The organism is Pseudomonas sp. GM84 (assembly GCF_000282535.1).
In the GTDB taxonomy this organism is placed as follows: domain Bacteria; phylum Pseudomonadota; class Gammaproteobacteria; order Pseudomonadales; family Pseudomonadaceae; genus Aquipseudomonas.
Window position 1 is genome coordinate 12,091 of record NZ_AKJC01000099.1, and the last position, 21,857, is coordinate 33,947.

The following is a 21,857-nucleotide window of genomic DNA, read 5'->3' on the forward strand; positions in this document are numbered from 1 at the left end:
GTTCAGCGAAGGCGGCAAGTTTACCGCAACACCCCCGCCTACTTGCAGATTTCGCCCTTCAGCGGTGGCGTCGCTTGTGCCGGCCTGCGCCACTGCGGCAGGCCGATCAGCACCACGGCGCCGATGATGACCGCCATGGCCAGGCATTCCTCGGCACCGATCTGCTCGCCCGCGAAGACGATACCCAGCATCACCGCCACCGCCGGGTTGACGTAGGCATAGCTGGTCGCCGCGGCCGGGCGCACGTTCTTGAGCAGGTACATGTAGGCACTGAAGGCCAGGATCGAGCCGAACAACACCAGGTAGGCCAACGCGCCCCAGCCCGCTGCGGTCGGCATCTGGGTCATGCGTTCACCCGACAGTGCACTGCCCAGCAGCAGCACCGCACCGCCGACCAGCATCTCGGCGGCGCTGGCCATCGGGCCCTGGGGCAGTGGCAGGGTCTTGCTCCATACCGAACCGAAGGCCCAGGAAGCTGCAGCGAACACGATCAGCGCAGCACCGATGGGGCTGGCCTGCAGGTTCGAGCCGAGGTTGAGCAAGCCGATACCGACCAGCCCCATGAAGATGCCCGCCCACTCCAGGCGCGAGTTGCGCTGGCCGAACAACAGCCCGAACAAGAGTGTGAACAGCGGTACCGTGGCCACCGCCAGTGCAGCCACGCCCGATGCCACGCCGGCATGCTCGGCCACGGTCACACCACCGTTGCCGCAGCTGAGCAGCAGAAAGCCGATGGCCCCTGCCGCCCGCCATTGCGGCCAGGTAGGCGCAGGCACGCCGCGCCAGCGCAGGAAACCGTACAGCAGGCCGCCCGCGATCACGAAGCGCACCCCCGCCATCAACATCGGTGGCCAGGATTCGACGCCAATGCGGATAAAGAGGTAGGTAGAGCCCCAGACCAGATACAAGGCCAGGAAGGCGCCAATGAGCAACAACGGGAAGCGACGGGAGGCTGACATGGGAAAAGACTCGAAATCCGTTTACGGGTGACTTAGTTTAGAAAGGGCTACGTGCAAACTTAAGTTACAAAACGGCTTTAAATCGCCAGAACACTTTGCAATGCATGGTTGTTCAGGTGTTTTTCCATCGAATCCAAGGCTGACAGGAAACACCCCATGGACAAGTACGACCGCATGCTGCTTGGCGCCCTGCTGGACAACGGCCGCGCCACGTTCGCGCAGCTGGCGCGCCAGGTGAATCTGTCGGCGCCGGCCGTGGCCGAGCGGGTGGCGAAACTGGAGGCCAGCGGCGTCATCACCGGCTACGCGGCGAAGGTCGACCTGGAGAAGATCGGCTTGCCGATCCAGTGCGTGATCGAACTGCGCCTGGCCAGTCATGGCAACCAGCAGGCTTACGATGCGCTGGCGCGCATACCCGAGCTGACCGAATGCCACCGGGTGACAGGCGACCCGTGCGTAATCATGCAGGCGGCGGTGGGGTCGATGGGGGAGCTGGAAGCGCTGATCAACAGGGTCTCGCAGTTGGGGTTCAGCAAGACGTCGATCATTCTGTCCAGTGCGGTGGAACGGCGGGTGCCGTTGGATCATTTGCAGGGGAATGGCAAGAAGGGTTGAGAGGCATACTAGCCCCTGTGGGAGCGGGCTTGTCCCGCGAAGAGGCCGGTCGATTCACTGCAGCTTGATGGCACGGGCTTCGCCCGTGTTCGCGGGACAAGCCCGCTCCCACAAGTCACGCTCAATGCCGCAGTAGCAACCGCCCCTCTATCGGCACATAGCGGCTGGCTGCCCGGATCAATGACATCGCAGTCAAACCAGGCACGCCGTACACCACCGCTTCGGTACCGTGACGCTGGATCACCCGTTCGAGCAACAAGTCGAAATCACCGTCCCCGGATGCCAGCACCACCTGGTCGACACGGCTGGCAGCATCGATCACGTCCAGCGTGATACCCACGTCCCAATCACCCTTGGCCGAACCATCGCTGCGCTGAATGAAGGGCTTGAGCCGCACCTCGAAACCCAGGTTGCGCAGAATCTGCTGAAACTGCTGCTGCTTGCTGTCGCCGCGATCGATGGCATAGGCAACCGCCTCGACGATCTCGCCCTCGCGGCTGACCTCGGCCCACAGCGCGCTGTAGTTGAAATGGCAGCCATGGACCTGGCGCACGGTGTAGTAGAGGTTCTGCACATCGGCGAACAGCGCGATCTTCTTCACTACATACCCTCGACCGAAAGGGGCGCAAGGCGCCCCCAAATGCCGGCAGTATGCCAGAGCGATCAGACGAAGGTGTCGTCGTCCGAGAAGAACCCGCCATCATCGCTGCCATAGTCGGTCTCGGTGAACCCACCCTGGTCGTTGCCCCAGCCACCATTGTCGGCCACTTGCTGCTGCGCACCCGCGTCGTTCCAACCGCCGGTGTCACTGGCCGGTGCCGGCTCCTCCTTGATCACCTCGGCCACTTCTTCCGGCTGCGAATGCTGGTTGAACAGGCTGCTGATGCCTTGCGCCAGCAACACACCACCGGCCACACCGGCGGCCGTCTGCATCGCGCCACCGAGGAAGCTGCTGGCACCACCACGGGCCGGCGCGCCACCGAAACCAGGTTGCGCGGCCTGGGGCTGGGAGAAGCCCGGGGCACGCGGTTCACGCCATCCGCCCGCTGAAGCTACCGGCGCAGCGGCGCGCTGGGGTTGTGGCGCTGGCGCTGGGGTGCGTGCACCTGAGCCGAAGATGCTGGAAAGGAACCCGCCCCCGCTGTTGGCGGTGCTGGCAGTGTTGCCACGGGAAGCCTCCAGCTCGGCACGGGCCTGCTTGAGCTCGTTTTCCAGCTGCTTGTTCTGCTCGTCCAGACGCTTGAGCGCCGCTTCCTGAACCAGGATCGCCTGGGTCATGTAGTAAGACGCCGCCGGTTGCTGGCGCAGGTGATCCTCGATCCGCGCCTGAGCCTGCGCATCGCGCGGCTGGTTCGGGTCTTCGGCTTGCTTGATACGGCCGAACAGGCCGTCGATCAGGGTTTGTTCTTCAGTGTTCATGGGCTTCCTCGTGGGCAAGCGGGACATCGGACAGCGTCAAAGATGGGGCGCACGAGCGTGAGATTCAATTACCCATTGGGTGAAACTTTTTTCAGCACATGACAGCTCTGGGCTAAAGTTAGGCCCCTGCTTTTACTGCCATGCGATGTTGACCGATGAATCCGCTGAGCGTTCTGCGCGACTCCCTGTACTTCTTCCGCCTCCACCTGACGAGCATCATCCCGCTGTGCCTGCCGCTGGTGGTGCTCGAAGCCCTGCTGACGCAACTGCTGTACCGGCAGTTGGGTGATCAGGCTTCGCCGGCCTACGGCATGCTGATCAGCCTGCTGTTCTATCCGCTGTACAGCGCAGCGCTGATCCTCTACCTCGACACCCGCAGCAACGGCCAGGAGATCCCCAGGCGCGACCTGTTCGCCCGCGCCATGCAGCTGTGGCCACAACTGGCCCTGCTGATCCTGATCAGCTCGCTGCTGATCATGGCGGGCCTGGCGCTGTTCATCTTCCCGGGCGTGTGGATCATGATCAACCTGGTGTTCGCCGAGTACCTGCTGGTGCTGCGTGGCCTGCCGGTGGTGCAGTCGATGCGCGAAAGCGCACGGATGACCACAGGGCACTTCATGCGCATCATGGTCTGCGTGCTCGGCGTACTGGCGCCGATCTGGCTGATCGACGGCTTGTTGCTGATGGCGTTCCCGGAGCCTGCGCCAGGCATGAAACTGGCCATGGACAGCCTGAGCGGCTTCCTCCAGCTGTTCAGCACCGTGGTGCTGTATCGCCTGTTCATGCTGCTGGAAGCGCAAGAAGGCGCTTGAAGCCCGGGGCGACGCACCGGGTAGGCCTGCAGGCTGCCGGGCTCAAGGCACCTCTGTGACAGTGGCTGGCCCATCACCCGCCAGCACGGAGTTTCCCATGAGCACAATCGAGACCGGCAACGCCTGGGCAGAGGATGCCGAGGTTTTCCTCGGCACCCTGCACGTCATCGATGATACGGCTACAGCGTTTGAAAACTTGCCAGAAGAGGCCTTTGAGCCCGTCTATCTCAGCCTGCTGAAAGATCAGGAGGGGGCCACGATCGGTGGCCAGAGTGATTGGGTGATCAGCGGCCTGCAAAAGCCGGCGTGCACGTTTCGTTTCCTGTATCACTCCAAGGGTACGAATCGCCTGCACTTCATGATCACAGGCAGCGGCCAGGATCATGACAAGACGATGGGCATCAGCCGCAACGGCTATCTTGGGCTGTACCGCTACGCCAAGGTGACCGATTACTTCAAGTTCGAACCGCTGCACTGGACTGACGACACCTTGATCTGCCGCTGGCGAGATCACGAAGGCCACAAGGTTCGAACCCATCACGATCCGGCAGTGACCAAGCCCTTTTTCAAATACCTGCGGGTCATCGAAGGCAAGGAGGCTATTTTCCGTATTACCCGGATACGTAGCTGATCCTCCGTCATTCACCCTCGGATACGCTTCGGCCTGCTGCGGTTTGCGCCAGGGCCCTAAGGTAAATCCCCCATTTACTGCCGAGCCCTCGCATGAACCACACCATTGAAAACACCTACGCTACTTCTTTCCGCGGCACGCTCCATGCGATCAGTGCCGACGGTCTTGTCCCGCTGCGGCTGAGCCGCAGCAGCGACAAATGGCACTGGGGCATCACCCCTCAGGATGATTGGCTGATGGCAGGCGGCAACCGTAGCTCCCTCTGCATGGACTTTACCTTCGACTCCCACACGGATGACCGCCTGCATTACCACATCAGTATCCCGGGCCACTCGAAGCCCAAGAAGCTCGGCCAGAGCCTGAACCACTACCTGGGCTTCTACGAAATTGCCGACATCACCGACTACTGGAAAATCGAACCGCTGGAGGAGACAGACCAAGGCCTGATCTGCCATTTGCGCGACCACGAAGGCTACCGGGCAGGCGCCATCCAGGACACGCCCCATCGCAGCGGGCAAACCCTGTACCTGCTCAACACCCGGGAAGGCGATACGCTCACCTTCCTGCTCAAGCAGGTTGGCTGACATTCACTCTTGTTAAATACCGCCCACGTAGGCCCGACAAATAAGCGTGATGCCGCTCACCAGGACGATTAGATTAATCAGCCTGGTGAACGCGTCTCGGGACATTTTCAAATTGATGTGCCCGCCGATCCAAAGACCGATGACCATAGCCGGCAACAGATAGATCGCTGTCACGAGGAGCGTGAAGTCCGCGTACACGCCTGCCAGGGTGAGCATGCCCAGGCGTAGCAACGTACTTATGCCGATCAGCGTGCTTTGAGTGGAACTTGCCTCTACCTTGGCCTCTATTCGACCGTTCAGATAAATCGCATAGAGAAACCCGCCACTACCAAAAAGCGCACCGAACAGGCCGCCGCCGATACCCAATGGCGCAGCCCACCGAGCAGACAAATCAGCCTGCCGTACGGGCCTCGCCAACATGTACAGGGCATACGAAGTTACGAAGCAGCCCATCATCAGCAACAGCGCTTGCGAATGGGTGTTCAGCAGTACGGTTATCCCGGCCACACTGCCAACGATCATGAACGGCAGTAGCCTGACCAGTTCACTGCGTACGACATGGCGGTGATAACGCACCAGTTTCCCCAGCGCCGCCACACAATCCAGCAGCACCAGTAACGCAATAGCGTGGGATAACGGCATGTAGCAGACCAGCACCGGCCCTGCCACCAGCGCGGTGCCGAAGCCTGCGATACCAAAGATCACGTAAGCCGTGCTGATGGTTAGAAACATCACCACCAGGCTCAGGTCGGCAAACGGGACGTGAAGGAATGCATCTGGCATTGTCGGGACTTCCCTGTCGTTTTTTCACACCCTACCTAAACGACTGGATCTCTACTAATATCGAAAAAACACTCGACCCATCTCATTTCGGCATGGCTCACATGGTTTCGATGAAACAGTTGCGGTATTTCGTGGAAATTGCTGAAAGCGGGAGTTTCAGTACAGCAGCAGAGAAGTTGTTCATCGCCCAGTCAGCACTGAGTCGACAGATAAAAGAGCTGGAAAGTCAGCTGCAGACACCGTTGTTCGAACGCACCGCCCGCCAATCACACCTCACCCCTGCCGGGTTGGCGTTCTTACCCAGAGCCAAGGCAATCCTGATTGATGTCGATAACGCGAGCGGCCTCGCTACTTCGATAGGCCACGGCCAAAGCGGAACCCTACGACTTGGCCATGCCAGCACAGTGCCGCTGATTGGGAAATTGAAAGGAGCGCTTGAGCTGTACCTGGATGAACACGCAGAAGTGTGTGTCGAGGTATCGAATGAATCTTCAGAAACCCAATTGAGCCATCTGGTAAACAACCGTATCGATGTCGGTCTACTTAGATTGCCAGTGCTACATCAACCCAACGACATCACGCTGCTTCCACTTTTCACGGAGCAGGTCGTGGTGGCCGTGGGGGCCACTCACCCACTGTCCAGCAGAACCCGTATCACGCTGGCCGAGCTCAGAGATGAGCGTTTTGTCTCAATCACCCATCCTAAACGTGGCGGGCTCAGCTACCTCACATTCGAACTCTGCGCTCGCGCAGGGTTTTCGCCGAAGCCCGCCCAGGTCTACTCGTTGAAAAGCACACAACCCATGCTTGTGCAGGCGGGTTTCGGCATCGCGCTGCTACCGATTTCAAGTGTTCATGCATCGTCACTGCATGCCATCGAAATACTGGATGAGGGTTGCTTGAGTACGGTAGCCCTCGCCTACCGCGCGCGCGACAGCGCACTGGTCGCGGAATTCGTAGCGCACTTCCAACGCACCTTTTCTGCTGCCAGTCGGTAGCTTCAGGTGCCCCTCGGCTTGGCACGGGCAGTGGCCTGCGCCACCAAGGGATCGTCGGGCCAGAAATGCTTGGGGTACCTCCCCTTCAAATCTTTCTTCACCTCGCCGTAGGTCGACTTCCAGAAGTTCGCCAGGTCCTGGGTCACCTGTACCGGGCGCCGAGCGGGTGACAGCAGATGCAGCTTGAGCACCTGCCGACCATTGGCAATGCGGGGCGTGTCGGCCTGCCCGAACAACTCCTGAAGCCTTACGGCCAGAACGGGAGGCCGCTCGCTGTAGTCGATTCGAATGTTCGAACCTGATGGCACCGATAACGTTTGGGGCGCTTGAGCTTCGAGTTGCTGCGGCAATGGCCAGGGAAGCAGATTGCGCAGGATGGAGGAGAGATCAAGCTGGCCGAAATGACTGAGCCGTGTGACGCTCCCCACGTACGGCCCCAGCCAGACTTCCAGCGATTCAAGCAATACCTCGTCACGCAAATCGGGCCACTCGCTCGCGACACCCGCTTCTTCATCCAGCACGCGCATCAGCTCAACGCGCGCCTGCCACTGACGCAGCTCGGGCGTCCAGGGCAGAAGCGCCAGACCTTTGCGCCGAACGTAGTGGGTCAGCGCCTGCACGCGTGCCTCGTCGTCGAGGTTCGCCAAAGGCGCGCTGGACAAGACGAGTTCTCCCACCCTCCGCTGCCGCTCCGCACGAAGGACACCCTCTCGATCATCCCAATCGAGTTCATCCACTTGGCTGACCTGTTCCTTCAGGACGGTGTCGAACAACGCTTCGTCCAGTTCAGCTGCCAGGTAGATCCGTTCCTCCCGCTGACCCTGCCGGCTGCCGAGATCGGCCACCACCAGCCACGCATGCTTCATCAGCGCGTCGGACTCGGTGAACATCGCCGCACGGCCATTGGCCAGGCGGTAGTCCGCGCCCCCCGCGCGGCGCTGTTGGGCAACGCGATCAGGGTAAGCCAGAGCCAGCAGGGCACCCACCCACCTTGGATGATCCGGGTCAGCGACGGGTTGCGATGCCGACCCGCGCAAGAACGCGCGATATTGCCTGGATAGCTGCTTCGCGCGCTGCGCGCCGCCCTGTTCGCCACGTTGAGCGCGTTGCTCACCGGACAAGATGGCCAGCCGGCTGTGCAGGTCCGCTCCGCCGCCGCGCTGGATATCCCGCTCGCCGAGCAAGGCAGCGATGTCGCACGCGGTCTGCGTCAAACCCAGTTCATGGCCACGCAGCAACAGGTGGGCGATGCGGGGATGACTGGGGAGCTCCGCCATCGCCTGGCCATGCCGGGTGAGTTGCCCGTCTGGCTGCAACGCGCCAAGGCGACGAAGCAGATCGCACGCTTGGGCGTATGCTGCCGAGGGTGGCGAATCCAGCCACTTCAGTTCGCTCGGTCGGACGCCCCATCTGGCCAATTGCAGCGCCAGCCCCGTGAGGTCTGCTTGCTGGATTTCCGGGGCGCTGAAACCTGCCAGCTGATCGTGCTGCGCTTCAGACCACAGCCGATAGCAGACACCGGGCTCGAGTCGTCCGCCACGGCCTGCACGCTGGGTGGCACTGGCCTTGGAAATCCGCTGGGTGTCGAGCCGGGTCATCCCGCTGCGCGGGTCGAATCGCGGAACACGCTCAAGGCCCGCGTCGATCACCACCCGCACGCCATCGATGGTGATGCTGGTCTCGGCGATGTTGGTGGCCAGCACCACTTTGCGTTTTCCAGGCGGCGCGGGGTCGATCGCTGCTCGCTGCTGATTCAGGTCGAGCTCGCCATGCAGCGGGCAGAGCAGGACATCCCTTTGCAACGACGGGGAGGCGTCGAGGCTGTCTTGCAGCCCCGCCGCAACGCGGCGGATTTCTGCCTGCCCCGGCAAGAACACCAGCACGCTGCCGCTCTGCTCCGCGAGCGCATCGAGGCAAGCACCGATGACCCGGGGCTCGATGAATTCACCGGGTTGCAGGGGCTTGCTCCAGAGCGTCGTGACCGGATACATCCGGCCCTCGCTCGTCACGATCGGGGCATCGTCCAGCAAGCGCGCCAGCCTCTCCCCCTCAAGGGTGGCCGACATCAGCAAGACCTTGAGCGGCGCATCGTCGCGGAAAAGCTCACGACCATTGAGCGTGAGTGCCAGGGCCAGATCGGCGTCGAGGTTTCGCAGGTGGAATTCGTCGAAAATCACCAGGCCCACGCCTTCGAGCGCAGGATCGCTCTGCAGTCGACGGGTGAGAATCCCCTCGGTGACCACCTCGATGCGCGTACCCGGGCCAACCTTGCTCTCCAGGCGGATGCGATAACCCACGGTTTCGCCGACCTTTTCGCCCAGCTCGCTGGCCAGACGCTCGGCCGCCGCGCGCGCGGCGAGGCGTCGGGGTTCGAGCATGAGAATGGTCTGCCCGCCGAGCCAAGGCTCGTTCAATAGCGCCAGCGGCACCCGGGTGGTCTTGCCGGCGCCAGGCGGTGCCTCAAGCACGGCTTCGTCGCGATTTTCCAGCGCTAGGCGCAGGGCGGGCAAGGCGGCATCAATGGGTAATGAGATCATGGTGGTCCTCGAACAGTCGCGCGAGTATAACGGCGAACCCAGCCTGCTCTATCATGGTCTTAGCTTCAGGTGCTGGCGCTTCGCTTGCCCTGCTGAACACCTTTTCGGAGATTTACATGCGCATCCCATCCCGCGTCATTGGTGGCGTCCTCGTCGTCACCCTGCTGACCCAGCTGACGGCCTGCGGCACGATTTTCTATCCAGATCGCCGTGGCCAGATCGGCGGCAAGATCGACCCCGTGGTTGCCGCGATGGATGCCATCGGCATCCTGTTCTACGTGATCCCGGGCCTGATCGCCTTTGGTATCGACTTCGCCACGGGCGCCATCTACTACCCAGGCGGGCGCTCCGCCCAGGTCGACCCGGCAAAGCTGCGTGAAGCCGTCAGCCCTGATGGCAAAGTCGACAACCTCAAGCTCCAGGCCATTCTCGAAAGCGAACTGGGCCAGCGCCTGCCGCTGAACGACCCGCGGCTGATCCAGCACCGTGGCAGCGTCGAGCAACTGGCGACCTTGGGCCTGGCCCCGGCGGCCTGAACCGTACAAGGACATCCACCACGGCATGACCACCTCGGCCGAACACCAACGCCTGCTGCGCCTGGCCACCCGTGCTTCGCTGGCGGTGGCCAGCATTCTGGTCCTGAGCAAGGCCGTGGCCTGGTGGCTGAGCGGCTCGGTCAGCCTGCTGGCGGGGCTGACCGACTCGGCCCTGGATGCGGTCGCGTCGTTCCTCAACCTGCTGGCCGTGCACTACGCACTGCGCCCGGCCGACGACGACCATCGCTTCGGTCATGGCAAGGCCGAGGCCTTGGCGGGCATGGCCCAAGCGTTGTTCATCGGCGTCAGCGCGGTGCTGATCGGCGTTCAGGCAACGGAGCGGCTGCAGGCACCGCAGCCGCTGGGTGACACGGCCATCGGCATCGGTGTGATGCTGCTTTCGCTGGTGCTGACCCTGGCACTGCTGGCCCTGCAGCGCAAAGTCATTCGCCTGACCGGGTCGACCGCCGTGCGTGCCGACTCACTGCACTATCGCTCCGACCTGCTGCTCAATGGCAGCATCCTGCTGGCATTGCTGCTGGCGCGCTTTGGCTGGCCGCAACTGGACGCGCTGTTTGGTCTGGGCATTGCCCTGTACATCCTCTGGAGCGCGCTGCAGATCGCCCGGGAGAGCACGGCGATCCTGATGGACAAGGAACTGCCGGGCGATATCGGCGAGGGCATGCGCGAACTGGTGCTGGCCATCCCCGGCGTCAAGGGTGTGCATGACCTGCGTACACGGGTGTCAGGCAACCAGTGGTTCGTTCAGTTGCACCTGGAACTGCCAGGGCAGCTGCCTTTGCATCAGGCACATGCCCTGTGCGTCCAGGCATCGCACGTCATCCGCCAGCGTTATCCAAAGGCGGATGTGCTGGTGCATGCCGACCCTGTGTGAACGTCAGTTGATGCTGTATCCGCGCCCGCTGAAGCAGGCGCCCAGGGCCCGCCGGTAGGTGTCGGCAATGTTGGCCGGTGGCGCATAGGTCGCCGTCGCCGGGTCGAAGCCCGACTGGCTCACTGCCCAGCGGTGGCACTGGTAGCGGTCCTGGTCCTGCTGCTCCTGTCCCTGCCCGTACATCGGATAGGCCACCACATCATAGGCGTTGCCTGGCGGTGCCACGGCGGGCACTGAAGGCGCTACGGCAGGCGGGTTGACCACCACGTATTCCTGGGTATCGGCCAGGTACTGGTAATAGGTGTCGGCCACCAGGAAGTACAGCGCCCCTCCTTCCCAGACCTCACGCGCATAGGGCGGCAAGTAACCGACCCGCACACCATAGGGCGGCGCCACTACCACGTAGTTGCCGCCGTGCGGGCGATACCAGTAGCCCCCGGAGTAGAAGTAGTCCTGCCCGCGGTATGGCACCTTCCAGTAACGCTCGGGGAACTGATCGATGGTATGCCCGGGGCGATACTGCGGCCCTGGCCCCCAGCCATTGCCATGGCCGTCCGGGCGACCTTGCCAGTCGCCACCCGGGCGCCGAGGAATGTCCTGGTAATAGCCTTGTCGCGGGGGCTGGGTCTGGCGCACTTCGTCACGCGAGTTCAGTGGCGAGCTGCCCGTGGCCACCCCATTGGGGTCATGCGGGCCATTGCCACCGTGGCCGCCGTGCCCCTCGTCCGGGCCTTGGGCCAGGGCCCCGAGGCTGATGCTCAAACCCAGCAGACCAACACCTGCCAAGGGCCAGATGCGCGACTTCATGTTGTTCCTCGCGGTAAAGAAAACGGCATGCTGCGAGTCTACCGCGCCTGTCGCGCACCGGCAGGTGAAATCGCGGACATGAAAAAAGGGAGGCCGCTGGGCCTCCCTTTGGAAATTGTCGTCCGTGCTCGGCGCTTGTGGCGCCGGCTCACCTCACCCCGTCTTCTGGACGGTGTGTAGCCCGGGGGCCTGGCGGCTCCTGTTGGAGCGCTGGCCGCGACCGCCCGCCTAGGGCGCGTCGCCGTGGACTGATGTCCGGGCAGTGATTCTGGGGTTAACTTTACGGGAGAGGTGGCGGCAGAGGATTGCGAAGATTGCTCAGATAAATAGCCCTTGCGCAATTTTTAACCCTGGATCGATAATTCGCAGCAATCCGAACAGAAAAGGCCTTTCCCATGAGCAAGCTTGACCGCTACGACCTGAGCATCCTCGCCGAATTGCAGCGCGACGCCCGCATTTCCAACCAGGAGCTCGCCGAGCGCATCGGCCTGTCGCCTTCCCCCTGCTCGCGTCGCGTCAAGCAACTGGAAGACGACGGCTACATTTCGCGTCAGGTCGCCCTGCTCGATCGCAAGAAACTCGGCCTGAGCCTGACCGCCTACGTGTTGATCGGCATGGACCGGCACACCCCGGAACGCTTCGAGACCTTCGAGGCCGCCATTCGCAACCTGCCGCAGGTGCTCGAATGCAGCCTGGTCACCGGAATGGATGCCGACTACCAGCTCAAGGTGGTGGTACCGGACATGGATCACTACCAGAAATTGCTACTAGGCAGCCTGACCCGCATCGAAGGTGTCACCAGCGTGCGTTCAAGCTTCGTGCTCAACCAGGTGCTGGCGAGTACCGAACTGCCTTTGACCCACCTTCGTTAACTGCTTTCGCTGGCCGGCGTATAATCGGCCGCTCAGCCTGCCTGGAGAACTCAGATGGATCCCGCCGTATTCGAAGAGTGGATGATGATCATCCTGGTGACCGTGTTGATCGGTTTCATGGGTTTCATCGTCTGGGACCTGGCGAAGAAGTCCAAGGCGGGGCGCTTTGGCACGATGATCCTGTTCTTCGTGCTGGGCCTGGGGGTGCTGGCCTTCATCATCAAGAGCGTGGTGGTGGGGTTTCTGGAAGGGGTTTAACGGTTTCTCGGGCCTCATCGCTGGCAAGCCAGCTCCCACAGGGTATTCACTAGCCTCAAGGGCTGTGAGGTACCTGTGGGAGCCGGCTTGCCGGCGATGAGGCCCGCGAGCACTACAGCCTAGCCGGCACCTCGCGCCAACACCCCTGCTCCAACCCATCCAATGCCCAATCGCCGATCCGCACCCGCACCAGGCGCAAGGTCGGCAGCCCCACCGCCGCCGTCATGCGCCGCACCTGGCGGTTGCGCCCCTCGCGAATCACCAGCTCCAGCCAACTGGTCGGCACGCTCTTGCGAAACCGCACCGGCGGGTTGCGCGGCCACAGCTCAGGCTCATCGAGACGCCGCGCTTCGGCAGGCAGGGTCGGCCCGTCATTGAGCTCGACGCCCTCGCGCAAGCGCTTTAGCTGCTCATCGCTCGGCTCACCTTCCACCTGCACCCAGTAGGTCTTGGCCAGCTTGTGCTTGGGGTCGGCGATGCGCGCCTGCAGCTGGCCATCGTTGGTCAGCAACAGCAAGCCTTCGCTGTCGCGGTCCAGCCGCCCGGCCGGGTAGATGCCTGGGATATCGATGTAATCCTTGAGCGTTGCGCGCCCTTCACCGTCGCTGAACTGGGTCAGCACGTCGAACGGCTTGTTGAACAGGATCAGGCGTGGCTCGGCCGGCGGCGCCTTGGGTTGGCGCCTTGGGCCGGCTGGCCGCGCCTGGGGGCGGCGCGGCTTGGAACGGGGTGGCAGTGACATGGATCCTCAGCGGAACGGCGGCTCGTCGAAGCTGCGCAGTTTACGCGAGTGCAGCGAATTGAGCTCGGTACGCAGCAGATCGAGCGCCGCGATGCCGATTTTGAGGTGCTGGCTGACGGCCCGGTTGTAGAAGGCGTTGGCCGAGCCGGGCAGCTTGATTTCACTGTGCAGCGGCTTGTCGGACACACATAGCAAGGTGCCGTAGGGTACCCGCAGTCGATAGCCCTGGGCGGCGATGGTGCCGCTTTCCATGTCCACTGCCACTGCGCGCGACAGGTTGATCAACGGCCGTTCCTGGGCCCAGCGCAGCTCCCAGTTGCGGTCGTCGTAGGTCAGCACGGTGCCGGTGCGCAGGCGCTTTTTCAGCTCTTCGCCACGCTCGCCGGTGACCTGCGCCGCCGCTTCCTGCAGCGCCAGCTGGACTTCGGCCAGGGCGGGAATCGGGATGTTCGGCGGCACCACGCGGTCGAGGATGCCATCGCGGCGCATGTAGGCGTGGGCCAGTACATAGTCGCCGATGGTCTGCGACTGACGCAGGCCGCCGCAGTGGCCGATCATCAGCCAGCAGTGCGGGCGCAGGACAGCCAGGTGGTCGGTGATGTTCTTGGCGTTGGACGGGCCGACGCCAATGTTGACCAGGGTGATGCCGTCGCCATCGGCGGCGATCAGGTGATAGGCCGGCATCTGGTAGCGGTGCCAGACCACGCTGGCCACCAGGGCCTGCGCTTCACCGTGGTCCATGCCCTTTTCGATCTCCACGTTGCCTGGCAGCACCATGCGCACGAAACGTGGGTCTTCGCGCAGGGTCTCGAGGCCGTGGCTGATGAACTGGTCGACATAGCGGTGGTAGTTGGTCAGCAGGATCCACGGCTGCATGTGGCGCCAGTCGCTGCCGGTGTAGTGCACCAGGCGGCGCAGGGAGAAGTCCACCCGGGCGGCGTCGAACAACGCCAGCGGCAGGGTTTCGGCGCTGCCCCAGTCGCACAGGCCGTCGGCGATATTGTCGGTAGCGGCCGACAGGTCGGTGCTGGGGAACACCCGCGCCAGTTCGGCGGCGGTGATGCCGCTGCCGGCCAGTTCATCGCCCTGGTCGACCACGTAGGGGTACGGGATGTTCTGTTCGCTGACGCCTACTTCCACGGTCACCGTGTAGTCATGCATCAGCGGGCGCAGTTGTTCGAGCAGGTAGCCACGGAACGCTGCAGGCTGGGTCACGGTGACGCTGTAGGTGCCCGCCACCTGGACCTTGGCATAGGCGCGGGTAGTGGCGGCGACTTCGCCGTGGCTGTAGTAGGTCAGGCGCAGCGCCGGGTAGCGGTACAAGGCACGCTCATCGGCGTCCGGCTCGGTACGGTCCTTCAGGTAACGCTTGAGGGCCTGGCTCAGGGCCCCGGTGGCCTGTTCATGCAGGGCCGCCAGACGATCGACGGCCTGTTCGGGGGTATCAACGACTACAAAAGCGTGGCTCACACTAAGCTTCCTGTCTGGACATGCATGGGAACATCTTGCCTGCGTTTCATGGCAAATACATCCCCGGTGGTCTGGAGGCCTCATCGCCGGCAAGCCGGCTCCCACAGGTACACCGCAGGCCTTGAACGCTATGCTGTACCTGTGGGAGCCGGCTTGCCGGCGACAGGGCCCTCAGCCCGGCGTAGCCCGCGCCACCAGCGCCTCGACATCCACTCCGCGAGGCAACGCCCCATACACACGCCCGCCGCCTGCCAGGCGGCTGCCGATGAACGCATCGCTCACCACCGTGTTACCCGCTTCGAGCAGCAACTTGGCCTGCAAGGCCACGGCAATGTCCTCGGTCAGCTGCCGTGCCCGGTACTGGATATCGCTGGTGTCGGCAAATGCCCCCTTGAGGTTGCCTATGTGCGCCGCCAGCCGAGGATCGCCATGCCCATCGCCCAACTCGGCGAACAGCGCATCCAGCACGCCCGGTTCCTTGGACAACGCCCGCAGCACATCCAGGCACTGCACGTTGCCGGAGCCTTCCCAGGTGGAGTTGACCGGCGCCTCGCGGTACAGGCGCGGCAGGATGCTGTCTTCGACATAGCCGGCGCCACCGAGGCATTCGGCCGCCTCATTGATCATCGCGGGCGCGCGTTTGCAGATCCAGTACTTGCCCACCGCCGTGACCAGCCGTGAGAAATGCGCCTGCTGCGGGTCGTCGAGCTGCTCCAGGGCTTGCCCCATGCGCAGGCTCAAGGCCAATGCGGCTTCGCTCTCCAGTGCCAAGTCGGCCAGCACGTTCTGCATCAGCGGCTGCTCGCTTAAAAGCCGGCCGCCGACCTTGCGGTGCGCGCAGTGGTGGGTGGCCTGGGTCAAGGCCTGGCGCATCAGGGCGCTGGAGCCGACCATGCAGTCGAAGCGCGTCATGGCGACCATTTCGATGATGGTCGGCACGCCGCGCCCCTCCTCGCCCACCATCCACGCCAGGGCACCACGGAACTCCACCTCGCTGGAGGCGTTGGAGCTGTTGCCGAGCTTGTTCTTCAGGCGCTGGATATAGAACTGGTTGCGCTGGTCGTCCGGGCGATGGCGCGGCAGCAGGAAGCAGGTCAGGCCTTTGTCGGTCTGGGCCAGGGTCAGGAAGGCATCGCACATCGGTGCCGAACAGAACCATTTGTGCCCGACCAGTTCATAGGGCTGGCCAGGGCCGGGCGTGCCGACCGGGTAGGCGCGGGTGGTATTGGCGCGCACGTCGGTGCCGCCCTGCTTCTCGGTCATGGCCATGCCGATGGTCACCCCGGCCTTGTGCCGGTCGCCGACATTGCGCGGGTCGTACTCGCGGGCGAGGACCTTCGGCAGCCAGTACTCGGCCAGCTCCGGCTGCAAGCGCAGCGCGGGGACGGCGGCGAAGGTCATGGTCAACGGGCAACCGGTGCCGGCTTCGGCCTGGCTGTGCAGGTAGGTCATCGACGCCCGGGCCACATGGGCGCCAGCGCGGGGCTCGGCCCAGGGCAACGACGGCAGGCCGTGCTCGACGGCTGTGCGCATCAATTCATGGTAGGCGGGGTGGAATTCCACCAGGTCGATCCGATGACCATAACGGTCATGGCTACTGAACTCCGGCTTGTGCGCGTTGGCCAGGAAGCCTGCCGCCATCAGCGGTCCGCCGGCCAAGGCACCGTAGGCATCGATCCGCGACTCGGCCCAGCCGGCGCCGAAGCGCCGCGACCACTCCTGCAGCGGCACATCGAGGCGGTACAGGTTGGCGCCATCGAGTGACGGCGGCTGGTTGGTGACTTCGTGGGTTTCAGCGTACTGGTGCAGGTTCATCGGGAGCTCCGTGCCGGGTATGCCTGAAAGCCCCAGTGAAGCACTCCCTGTCAGTCAGTCAAAGTGACAAATATGACTAAGCCTGGGGTGGCGCAGGCCGTCAAAAACGGATTGCCCCCGACGCCGCCCGACCCGGCGGCATCTGTATCTGTGCAATCGCCACATTCAGGGTCAACTCGAACCGGCTGCCCAGCCCACGCGTCGATTCATGGGACAGCCTGCCATCGAGCAGTTCGCCCATCTGCCTGCAGATCGACAGCCCGATACCCAGTCCGCCATAGCGCCGGGTCATCGAGCCATCGACCTGGAAGAACCGCTGGTACAGGATCGCCTGGTCCAGGTCATCGAAACCGATGCCGCTGTCACTCACGGTGAAGGTCAGGGTCAGGCTGTCCGGCCCCAGGCGGCGCCCGCGCACTTGCACCATCACCCCACCCTGGTGGGTGAACTTCAGGCCATTGTCCACCAGGCAGCACAGACAGCGGGCCAACTTCTGCGCATCACCCAGCAGCTCGTCCGGCAGCTCGGCGGGGATGTCCAGGCTCAGGTACAGACCTTTGCCCAGGGCCGTGCCGGCATGGCCTGCGCGCAGCTCCTGGAGCATGCGGCGCAAGCTGAAGGGAGCAGGTTGCGCACGCAGGCGGCCCGCCTGCAGCTCGGTCAGCGTGAGGATATCGTCGACCATGCCCATCATGTCCTGGGCCGAGCCGACCGCCGTGCGCTGGTACTGGGCCATTTCGGCGCTCATGGGCAACGTCTGCATCAGTTCCAGCGAGCCGATCACGCCATTCATCGGCGTGCGCAACTCGTGGGTGACGGTGGCGAGGAATTCGTCCTTGAGGAGGTTGCTCCGGGCCAGTTGCTGGTTCAGTTGCTCCAGTGTGCGCCCAGTCTCGCGCAGGGTCTGCGCCTGTTGTTCGCGCATGCTGTTGATGCGGTCGGCAAGGGCCAGTGACAACAGCGCCACTTCCAGTGCCGAACCGAGCTGGCTGGCATACATGGTGATGAACACGTTCGGCAGGTAGCCCAGCACCATCAAGGTATTGACCAGCCCACCGAGCAGGAACGCCGTCCAGGCAATGATGAACCAGCGCGCCACGCGCAAGCCCCGGATCCAGGCGTACAACCCTGCAGTGAAAATACTCACGGTGAACAACAACGCCAGCACCGTGGCCATGCGCAGGGCAATGCCATAGGGCATGCTCACCGACAGCACCATGACCAGCACGCCGCCCAACATCAACAGCTGCAGCAAGCGGTCCAAGCCCCGGCTGATCTTGCCAAGGCGCAGGAAGTGGCGAGCGAACTGGCAGCCGAACAAACCAGCAGCGCCAATGAACAGCGGCGTCGCGGCGTTCGCCCACCAGGGGCTGTCCGGCCAGAAGTAGGCCACGCCCGCACCATTGACCGACACCTGGTAGAGGCCGAACGAGGCGATATAGAGGATGTAATAGAGATAACTGACGTCGCGCACGCTGATGAAGATGAACAGGTTGTACACCAGCATCACCAGCAACACGCCATAGATCATCCCCAGCACGTACAGTCGGGTGGGCTGCTCTTCCAGGTAAGCCTCGGCAGACCACAGCGCCAGCGGCGCCTGCACCGAGCCCTGGCTATGCAAACGCAGGTAGGCCGTGGTTGCCTGACCAGGGCGCAGGGGCAATTCGAACAGGTAGTTGTTCTGCCGGATCTGCCGACTGTCGTAGGGCAACGCATCACCGGTACGCTGGGCCAGGCGATAGACGCCATCGCTGCCGGGCAGGTACAGCTCGAGGTGATCCAGCGGCGGGTAGGCCAGCTCCAGCAGCCATGGGCGGGGCGAGGCGTTGGCAGAGGCCAGGTAGTGCAGGTCGAGCTTCAGCCAGAACACCGAAGTCGAATAGCCCGCATTGAGGACGTCTTCGTGGTGGGTGCGAAAACGACTGGCAAAGGTGGGTGCGCTGACTTGAGCGATGCTGGCACTGCCATCGCGGTCTTCATAAACCTGCATGGCTTTGCCCAGCGGCAGGTACCGGGTGGCATCGTCGAATTCGACCGCAGTGGCCAGCACGGGCAGCAAACCTAGAAGCACAATCAGCAAATAGCGCATACAGCCCCAGCATGGCCTGTCCGGTCGCGTCGCAATGGCCTCCGATCCTTGTGAGACGACGAAATCCAGCAGCGCCCGTTTGTCGAGTTATCCGAGCACTCTAACATAGCTTTCAAGCGTCGCAATGGGCCACCTCGTTTTTTAAAGAAAAGGCTCTAGAACAATGCTTTCAGACAATAATTACGAGCAAAGCTGACCGCATGATCAACAAATCTCGTTTGTAGGACGATCCGCACAAATGGGATTGGTGGTAAGCTCGCCGACCATGAATACCTACAGCTCCCGCCCCGTTGTCCTCTGTCTCTCCGGCCACGACCCAAGTGGCGGCGCCGGCCTGCAGGCAGATATCGAAGCCCTGATCGCCCAAGGCTGTCACGCCGCACCGACCGTGACCGCCCTGACCGTGCAGGATACCGTCAATGTTTCCGACTTCCGCGTGCTCGACCGCGAGTGGGTGCTGGCCCAGGCCAACGTCGTGCTGGCCGACTCCAGGGTCGCTGCCGTCAAGCTGGGCATGCTCGGTTCGATCGACATGGTCGACACCGTCGCCGATCTGCTGGCTGCCCACCCGCACCTGCCGCTGGTCTGCGACCCGGTACTGCGTGCCGGTGGTGGTGGCCGCCTGGGCAAGGACGAAGTCGGCTATGCCCTGCGCGAACGCCTGCTGCCGTTGGCGACCATCGCCACGCCGAACCTGCCCGAAGCACGCATCCTCGCCGAGCTGCCTGAAGGTACGGCAGACGAATGTGCAGAAAAATTGTTGCCGTTCTGTAGACACCTGCTGATTACCGGTGGTCACGGCGACGAAGACGAAATCCACAACCGCCTTTACAGCCGCGACGGCCAAAGCCACACCTGGACTTGCCAGCGCCTGCCGGGCAGCTACCACGGCTCGGGCTGCACCCTGGCCAGCGCCCTGGCCGGCCGCCTGGCCCTGGGTGAACAGTTGCAAAGCGCGGTGCGCAGCGCCCTGGACTACACCTGGCGCACCCTGCGTGACGCGGAACAACTGGGCAAAGGCCAGTTCGTCCCGCGCCGCCTGCCCCTGGACTTCTGCTCCTGATACGAGGCCTTCAGATGAAGCTACGTGGTCTGTACGCGATCACCGACAGCCAGCTGCTCGCCGGCCGTTTCCTGTCCCATGTCGAGGCGGCGCTGGAAGGCGGCGTGTGCCTGCTGCAGTACCGCGACAAAAGTGACGACGCTGCCCGTCGCCTGCGCGAGGCTGAAGCCCTGATGAAGCTGTGCGAGCGCTACGGCACCCAGCTGCTCATCAACGACGATGCCGAACTGGCCGCGCGCCTGGGCGTCGGCGTGCACCTGGGCCAGACCGACGGCCCGCTGACCCCGGCCCGTGCCCTGCTCGGTCGCCAGGCCATCATCGGCTCGACCTGCCATGCCCAGCTCGATCTGGCCCGGCAGGCCGCCAGCGAAGGCGCCAGCTACGTGGCTTTTGGCCGTTTCTTCAATTCCGTGACCAAGCCGGGCGCACCCGCCGCCAATGTCGAGCTGCTGGAGCAGGCCCGCGCCGAGGTCAAACTGCCGATCGCCGTGATCGGCGGCATCACCCTCGACAACGCCGCCCCGCTGGTCGCCCATGGCGCTGACCTGCTGGCGGTGATCCATGGCCTGTTCGGTGCCGACAGCGCGCAGGAAGTCACCCGCCGCGCCCGCGCCTTCAACGCCCTGTTCGCTTCCTGATTTCGAGAGAAGATCCCATGTCCCGTTCCGAAACCCTGTTCGCCCAAGCCCAGAAGCACATCCCGGGCGGCGTCAACTCGCCGGTCCGCGCCTTCAAGAGCGTGGGTGGCACCCCGCTGTTCTTCAAGCATGCCGAAGGCGCCTATGTGGTCGATGAAGACGACAAGCGCTATGTCGACTACGTCGGCTCCTGGGGCCCGATGATCCTCGGCCACGGCCACCCGGACGTGCTCGATGCGGTGCGCAACCAGTTGCAGCACGGCCTGTCCTACGGCGCACCGACCGCCATGGAAACCGAGATGGCCGACCTGGTCTGCTCGCTGGTGCCGTCCATGGAAATGGTGCGCATGGTCAGCTCGGGTACCGAGGCGACCATGAGCGCCATTCGCCTGGCCCGTGGCTACACCGGCCGCGACGCCATCATCAAGTTCGAAGGCTGCTATCACGGTCACTCCGACAGCCTGCTGGTCAAGGCCGGCTCCGGCCTGCTGACCCAGGGCGTACCGAGCTCGGCCGGTGTACCGGCGGACTTCGCCAAGCACACCCTGACCCTGCCGTTCAACGACATCGCCGAGGTCGAGAAGACCCTGGCCGAAGTCGGCCAGACCGTGGCCTGCATCATCGTCGAGCCCGTAGCCGGCAACATGAACTGCGTACCCCCTGCACCGGGCTTCCTCGAAGGCCTGCGCGAGCAGTGCGACAAGCACGGCGTGGTGCTGATCTTCGACGAAGTGATGACCGGTTTCCGCGTCTCGCTCGGTGGCGCCCAGGGCCACTACGGCATCAAGCCGGACCTGTCGACCTTCGGCAAGATCGTCGGTGGCGGCATGCCGGTCGGCTGCTTCGGCGGCAAGCGCGAGATCATGGGCTGCATCGCCCCGCTCGGCCCGGTCTACCAGGCCGGCACGCTGTCGGGTAACCCGCTGGCCATGGCCGCCGGCCTGACCACCCTGAGGCTGATCAGCCGCCCAGGCTTCCATGCCGAGCTGACCGATTACACCAGCCGCATGCTCGATGGCCTGCAGCAGCGCGCCGATGCCGCCGGCGTACCGTTCGTCACCACCCAGGCAGGCGCCATGTTCGGCCTGTACTTCAGCGGTGCCGACGACATCGTCACCTTCGATGACGTGATGGCCAGCGATGCCGAGCGCTTCAAGCGGTTCTTCCACCTGATGCTCGAAGGTGGTGTTTACCTGGCACCGAGCGCGTTCGAGGCAGGGTTCACTTCTATCGCTCACGGTGACAAAGAGCTGCAGATCACCCTGGATGCGGCTGAGCGGGCGTTTGCCAAACTGAAGTAATTTGGCGCTTGTACCGGCCTCATCGCCGGC

22 protein-coding genes are annotated in these 21,857 nt (G+C 63.5%); 12 read left to right on the forward strand and 10 right to left on the reverse strand.

Features of this window, described 5'->3' with window-relative positions:
• Nucleotides 1-38: 38 nt before the first annotated feature.
• Nucleotides 39-959 (reverse strand): drug/metabolite exporter YedA, encoded by a 921-nt coding sequence (gene yedA, locus PMI38_RS08700; protein ID WP_008092829.1) that lies wholly within the window; start codon nt 957-959, stop codon nt 39-41.
• Between the two features lie 156 nt (nt 960-1,115).
• Between yedA and PMI38_RS08705 the strand changes: the two genes are divergently transcribed.
• A complete protein-coding gene (locus tag PMI38_RS08705; protein WP_008092831.1) occupies nt 1,116-1,574 on the forward strand; it encodes an Lrp/AsnC family transcriptional regulator in 459 nt (152 codons plus the stop codon).
• A gap of 121 nt (nt 1,575-1,695) precedes the next feature.
• Here the strand turns inward: PMI38_RS08705 and PMI38_RS08710 are convergent, their stop codons facing one another.
• On the reverse strand, nt 1,696-2,175 hold the full coding sequence (locus PMI38_RS08710) for a LabA-like NYN domain-containing protein (protein WP_008092833.1): 480 nt from the start codon (nt 2,173-2,175) through the stop codon (nt 1,696-1,698).
• Nucleotides 2,176-2,237: 62 nt separating this feature from the next.
• A complete protein-coding gene (locus tag PMI38_RS08715; protein ID WP_008092834.1) occupies nt 2,238-2,993 on the reverse strand; it encodes a DUF2076 domain-containing protein in 756 nt (251 codons plus the stop codon).
• Between the two features lie 155 nt (nt 2,994-3,148).
• Between PMI38_RS08715 and PMI38_RS08720 the strand changes: the two genes are divergently transcribed.
• From PMI38_RS08720 to PMI38_RS08730, 3 genes are all read left to right on the forward strand, one after another.
• Entirely contained in the window at nt 3,149-3,805 is a 657-nt protein-coding gene (locus PMI38_RS08720) for a YciC family protein (protein WP_008092835.1), read from the forward strand.
• Nucleotides 3,806-3,902: 97 nt separating this feature from the next.
• On the forward strand, nt 3,903-4,436 hold the full coding sequence (locus PMI38_RS08725; RefSeq protein ID WP_008092836.1) for a hypothetical protein: 534 nt from the start codon (nt 3,903-3,905) through the stop codon (nt 4,434-4,436).
• Nucleotides 4,437-4,528: 92 nt separating this feature from the next.
• Entirely contained in the window at nt 4,529-5,020 is a 492-nt protein-coding gene (locus PMI38_RS08730; RefSeq protein ID WP_008092838.1) for a hypothetical protein, read from the forward strand.
• 12 nt (nt 5,021-5,032) lie between these two features.
• On the opposite strand, the gene PMI38_RS08735 is transcribed toward PMI38_RS08730, so the two are convergent.
• Complete coding sequence (locus PMI38_RS08735) at nt 5,033-5,803, reverse strand: sulfite exporter TauE/SafE family protein (RefSeq protein ID WP_008092841.1); 771 nt, start codon at nt 5,801-5,803, stop codon at nt 5,033-5,035.
• Nucleotides 5,804-5,904: 101 nt separating this feature from the next.
• On the opposite strand from PMI38_RS08735, the gene PMI38_RS08740 reads away from it, so the two are divergent.
• Nucleotides 5,905-6,801, forward strand: coding sequence for a LysR family transcriptional regulator (locus PMI38_RS08740; protein ID WP_008092843.1), 897 nt, complete (start codon nt 5,905-5,907; stop codon nt 6,799-6,801).
• 2 nt (nt 6,802-6,803) lie between these two features.
• Here PMI38_RS08740 and hrpB read toward each other — a convergent pair whose 3' ends face one another.
• A complete protein-coding gene (hrpB, locus tag PMI38_RS08745; protein WP_008092844.1) occupies nt 6,804-9,338 on the reverse strand; it encodes an ATP-dependent helicase HrpB in 2,535 nt (844 codons plus the stop codon).
• Nucleotides 9,339-9,454: 116 nt separating this feature from the next.
• On the opposite strand from hrpB, the gene PMI38_RS08750 reads away from it, so the two are divergent.
• Nucleotides 9,455-9,874, forward strand: coding sequence for a hypothetical protein (locus PMI38_RS08750; protein WP_008092846.1), 420 nt, complete (start codon nt 9,455-9,457; stop codon nt 9,872-9,874).
• 25 nt (nt 9,875-9,899) lie between these two features.
• Nucleotides 9,900-10,769, forward strand: a complete 870-nt coding sequence (locus PMI38_RS08755) for a cation diffusion facilitator family transporter (protein ID WP_008092848.1) — start codon at nt 9,900-9,902, stop codon at nt 10,767-10,769.
• 3 nt (nt 10,770-10,772) lie between these two features.
• Here PMI38_RS08755 and PMI38_RS08760 read toward each other — a convergent pair whose 3' ends face one another.
• The gene (locus PMI38_RS08760) at nt 10,773-11,576 is read right to left on the reverse strand and encodes a DUF6515 family protein (RefSeq protein WP_008092850.1); all 804 of its coding nucleotides are present in this window, start codon (nt 11,574-11,576) and stop codon (nt 10,773-10,775) included.
• Nucleotides 11,577-11,971: 395 nt separating this feature from the next.
• Here PMI38_RS08760 and PMI38_RS08765 point away from each other — a divergent pair, with 395 nt between their 5' ends.
• Nucleotides 11,972-12,448, forward strand: a complete 477-nt coding sequence (locus PMI38_RS08765) for an Lrp/AsnC family transcriptional regulator (protein ID WP_003249795.1) — start codon at nt 11,972-11,974, stop codon at nt 12,446-12,448.
• Between the two features lie 54 nt (nt 12,449-12,502).
• On the forward strand, nt 12,503-12,706 hold the full coding sequence (locus PMI38_RS08770; protein WP_008092861.1) for a DUF2788 domain-containing protein: 204 nt from the start codon (nt 12,503-12,505) through the stop codon (nt 12,704-12,706).
• 112 nt (nt 12,707-12,818) lie between these two features.
• On the opposite strand, the gene PMI38_RS08775 is transcribed toward PMI38_RS08770, so the two are convergent.
• The 4 genes from PMI38_RS08775 to PMI38_RS08790 all read right to left on the reverse strand — a co-directional run bounded on the left by PMI38_RS08775 (nt 12,819) and on the right by PMI38_RS08790 (nt 18,825).
• Complete coding sequence (locus PMI38_RS08775) at nt 12,819-13,448, reverse strand: pseudouridine synthase (RefSeq protein WP_008092862.1); 630 nt, start codon at nt 13,446-13,448, stop codon at nt 12,819-12,821.
• Nucleotides 13,449-13,454: 6 nt separating this feature from the next.
• On the reverse strand, nt 13,455-14,918 hold the full coding sequence (gene amn, locus PMI38_RS08780; protein ID WP_008092863.1) for an AMP nucleosidase: 1,464 nt from the start codon (nt 14,916-14,918) through the stop codon (nt 13,455-13,457).
• A 171-nt stretch (nt 14,919-15,089) separates the two neighbouring features.
• The gene (locus PMI38_RS08785) at nt 15,090-16,733 is read right to left on the reverse strand and encodes an acyl-CoA dehydrogenase family protein (protein WP_008092865.1); all 1,644 of its coding nucleotides are present in this window, start codon (nt 16,731-16,733) and stop codon (nt 15,090-15,092) included.
• A 100-nt stretch (nt 16,734-16,833) separates the two neighbouring features.
• Nucleotides 16,834-18,825 (reverse strand): sensor histidine kinase, encoded by a 1,992-nt coding sequence (locus PMI38_RS08790; protein WP_008092867.1) that lies wholly within the window; start codon nt 18,823-18,825, stop codon nt 16,834-16,836.
• Between the two features lie 265 nt (nt 18,826-19,090).
• Here PMI38_RS08790 and PMI38_RS08795 point away from each other — a divergent pair, with 265 nt between their 5' ends.
• The 3 genes from PMI38_RS08795 to hemL are packed head-to-tail and all read left to right on the forward strand — an operon-like array spanning nt 19,091 to nt 21,827.
• Nucleotides 19,091-19,888, forward strand: a complete 798-nt coding sequence (locus tag PMI38_RS08795) for a hydroxymethylpyrimidine/phosphomethylpyrimidine kinase (RefSeq protein ID WP_043273281.1) — start codon at nt 19,091-19,093, stop codon at nt 19,886-19,888.
• A gap of 14 nt (nt 19,889-19,902) precedes the next feature.
• Nucleotides 19,903-20,526, forward strand: a complete 624-nt coding sequence (gene thiE / locus PMI38_RS08800) for a thiamine phosphate synthase (RefSeq protein ID WP_008092871.1) — start codon at nt 19,903-19,905, stop codon at nt 20,524-20,526.
• Between the two features lie 17 nt (nt 20,527-20,543).
• Nucleotides 20,544-21,827 carry a glutamate-1-semialdehyde 2,1-aminomutase gene (hemL, locus tag PMI38_RS08805; protein ID WP_008092872.1) on the forward strand — a complete coding sequence of 428 codons (1,284 nt, stop codon included), beginning with the start codon at nt 20,544-20,546 and terminating at the stop codon, nt 21,825-21,827.
• The last annotated feature ends 30 nt before the right edge of the window (nt 21,828-21,857 follow it).

Coding starts and splice junctions, on each gene's coding strand:
- yedA (WP_008092829.1), bottom strand. CDS start 959: ATGTCAGCCTCCCGTCGCTTCCCGTTGTTGCTCATTGGCGCCTTCCTG.
- PMI38_RS08705 (WP_008092831.1), top strand. CDS start 1,116: ATGGACAAGTACGACCGCATGCTGCTTGGCGCCCTGCTGGACAACGGC.
- PMI38_RS08715 (WP_008092834.1), bottom strand. CDS start 2,993: ATGAACACTGAAGAACAAACCCTGATCGACGGCCTGTTCGGCCGTATC.
- PMI38_RS08720 (WP_008092835.1), top strand. CDS start 3,149: ATGAATCCGCTGAGCGTTCTGCGCGACTCCCTGTACTTCTTCCGCCTC.
- PMI38_RS08725 (WP_008092836.1), top strand. CDS start 3,903: ATGAGCACAATCGAGACCGGCAACGCCTGGGCAGAGGATGCCGAGGTT.
- PMI38_RS08730 (WP_008092838.1), top strand. CDS start 4,529: ATGAACCACACCATTGAAAACACCTACGCTACTTCTTTCCGCGGCACG.
- PMI38_RS08735 (WP_008092841.1), bottom strand. CDS start 5,803: ATGCCAGATGCATTCCTTCACGTCCCGTTTGCCGACCTGAGCCTGGTG.
- PMI38_RS08740 (WP_008092843.1), top strand. CDS start 5,905: ATGGTTTCGATGAAACAGTTGCGGTATTTCGTGGAAATTGCTGAAAGC.
- hrpB (WP_008092844.1), bottom strand. CDS start 9,338: ATGATCTCATTACCCATTGATGCCGCCTTGCCCGCCCTGCGCCTAGCG.
- PMI38_RS08750 (WP_008092846.1), top strand. CDS start 9,455: ATGCGCATCCCATCCCGCGTCATTGGTGGCGTCCTCGTCGTCACCCTG.
- PMI38_RS08755 (WP_008092848.1), top strand. CDS start 9,900: ATGACCACCTCGGCCGAACACCAACGCCTGCTGCGCCTGGCCACCCGT.
- PMI38_RS08760 (WP_008092850.1), bottom strand. CDS start 11,576: ATGAAGTCGCGCATCTGGCCCTTGGCAGGTGTTGGTCTGCTGGGTTTG.
- PMI38_RS08765 (WP_003249795.1), top strand. CDS start 11,972: ATGAGCAAGCTTGACCGCTACGACCTGAGCATCCTCGCCGAATTGCAG.
- PMI38_RS08770 (WP_008092861.1), top strand. CDS start 12,503: ATGGATCCCGCCGTATTCGAAGAGTGGATGATGATCATCCTGGTGACC.
- PMI38_RS08775 (WP_008092862.1), bottom strand. CDS start 13,448: ATGTCACTGCCACCCCGTTCCAAGCCGCGCCGCCCCCAGGCGCGGCCA.
- PMI38_RS08785 (WP_008092865.1), bottom strand. CDS start 16,733: ATGAACCTGCACCAGTACGCTGAAACCCACGAAGTCACCAACCAGCCG.
- PMI38_RS08790 (WP_008092867.1), bottom strand. CDS start 18,825: ATGCGCTATTTGCTGATTGTGCTTCTAGGTTTGCTGCCCGTGCTGGCC.
- PMI38_RS08795 (WP_043273281.1), top strand. CDS start 19,091: ATGAATACCTACAGCTCCCGCCCCGTTGTCCTCTGTCTCTCCGGCCAC.
- thiE (WP_008092871.1), top strand. CDS start 19,903: ATGAAGCTACGTGGTCTGTACGCGATCACCGACAGCCAGCTGCTCGCC.
- hemL (WP_008092872.1), top strand. CDS start 20,544: ATGTCCCGTTCCGAAACCCTGTTCGCCCAAGCCCAGAAGCACATCCCG.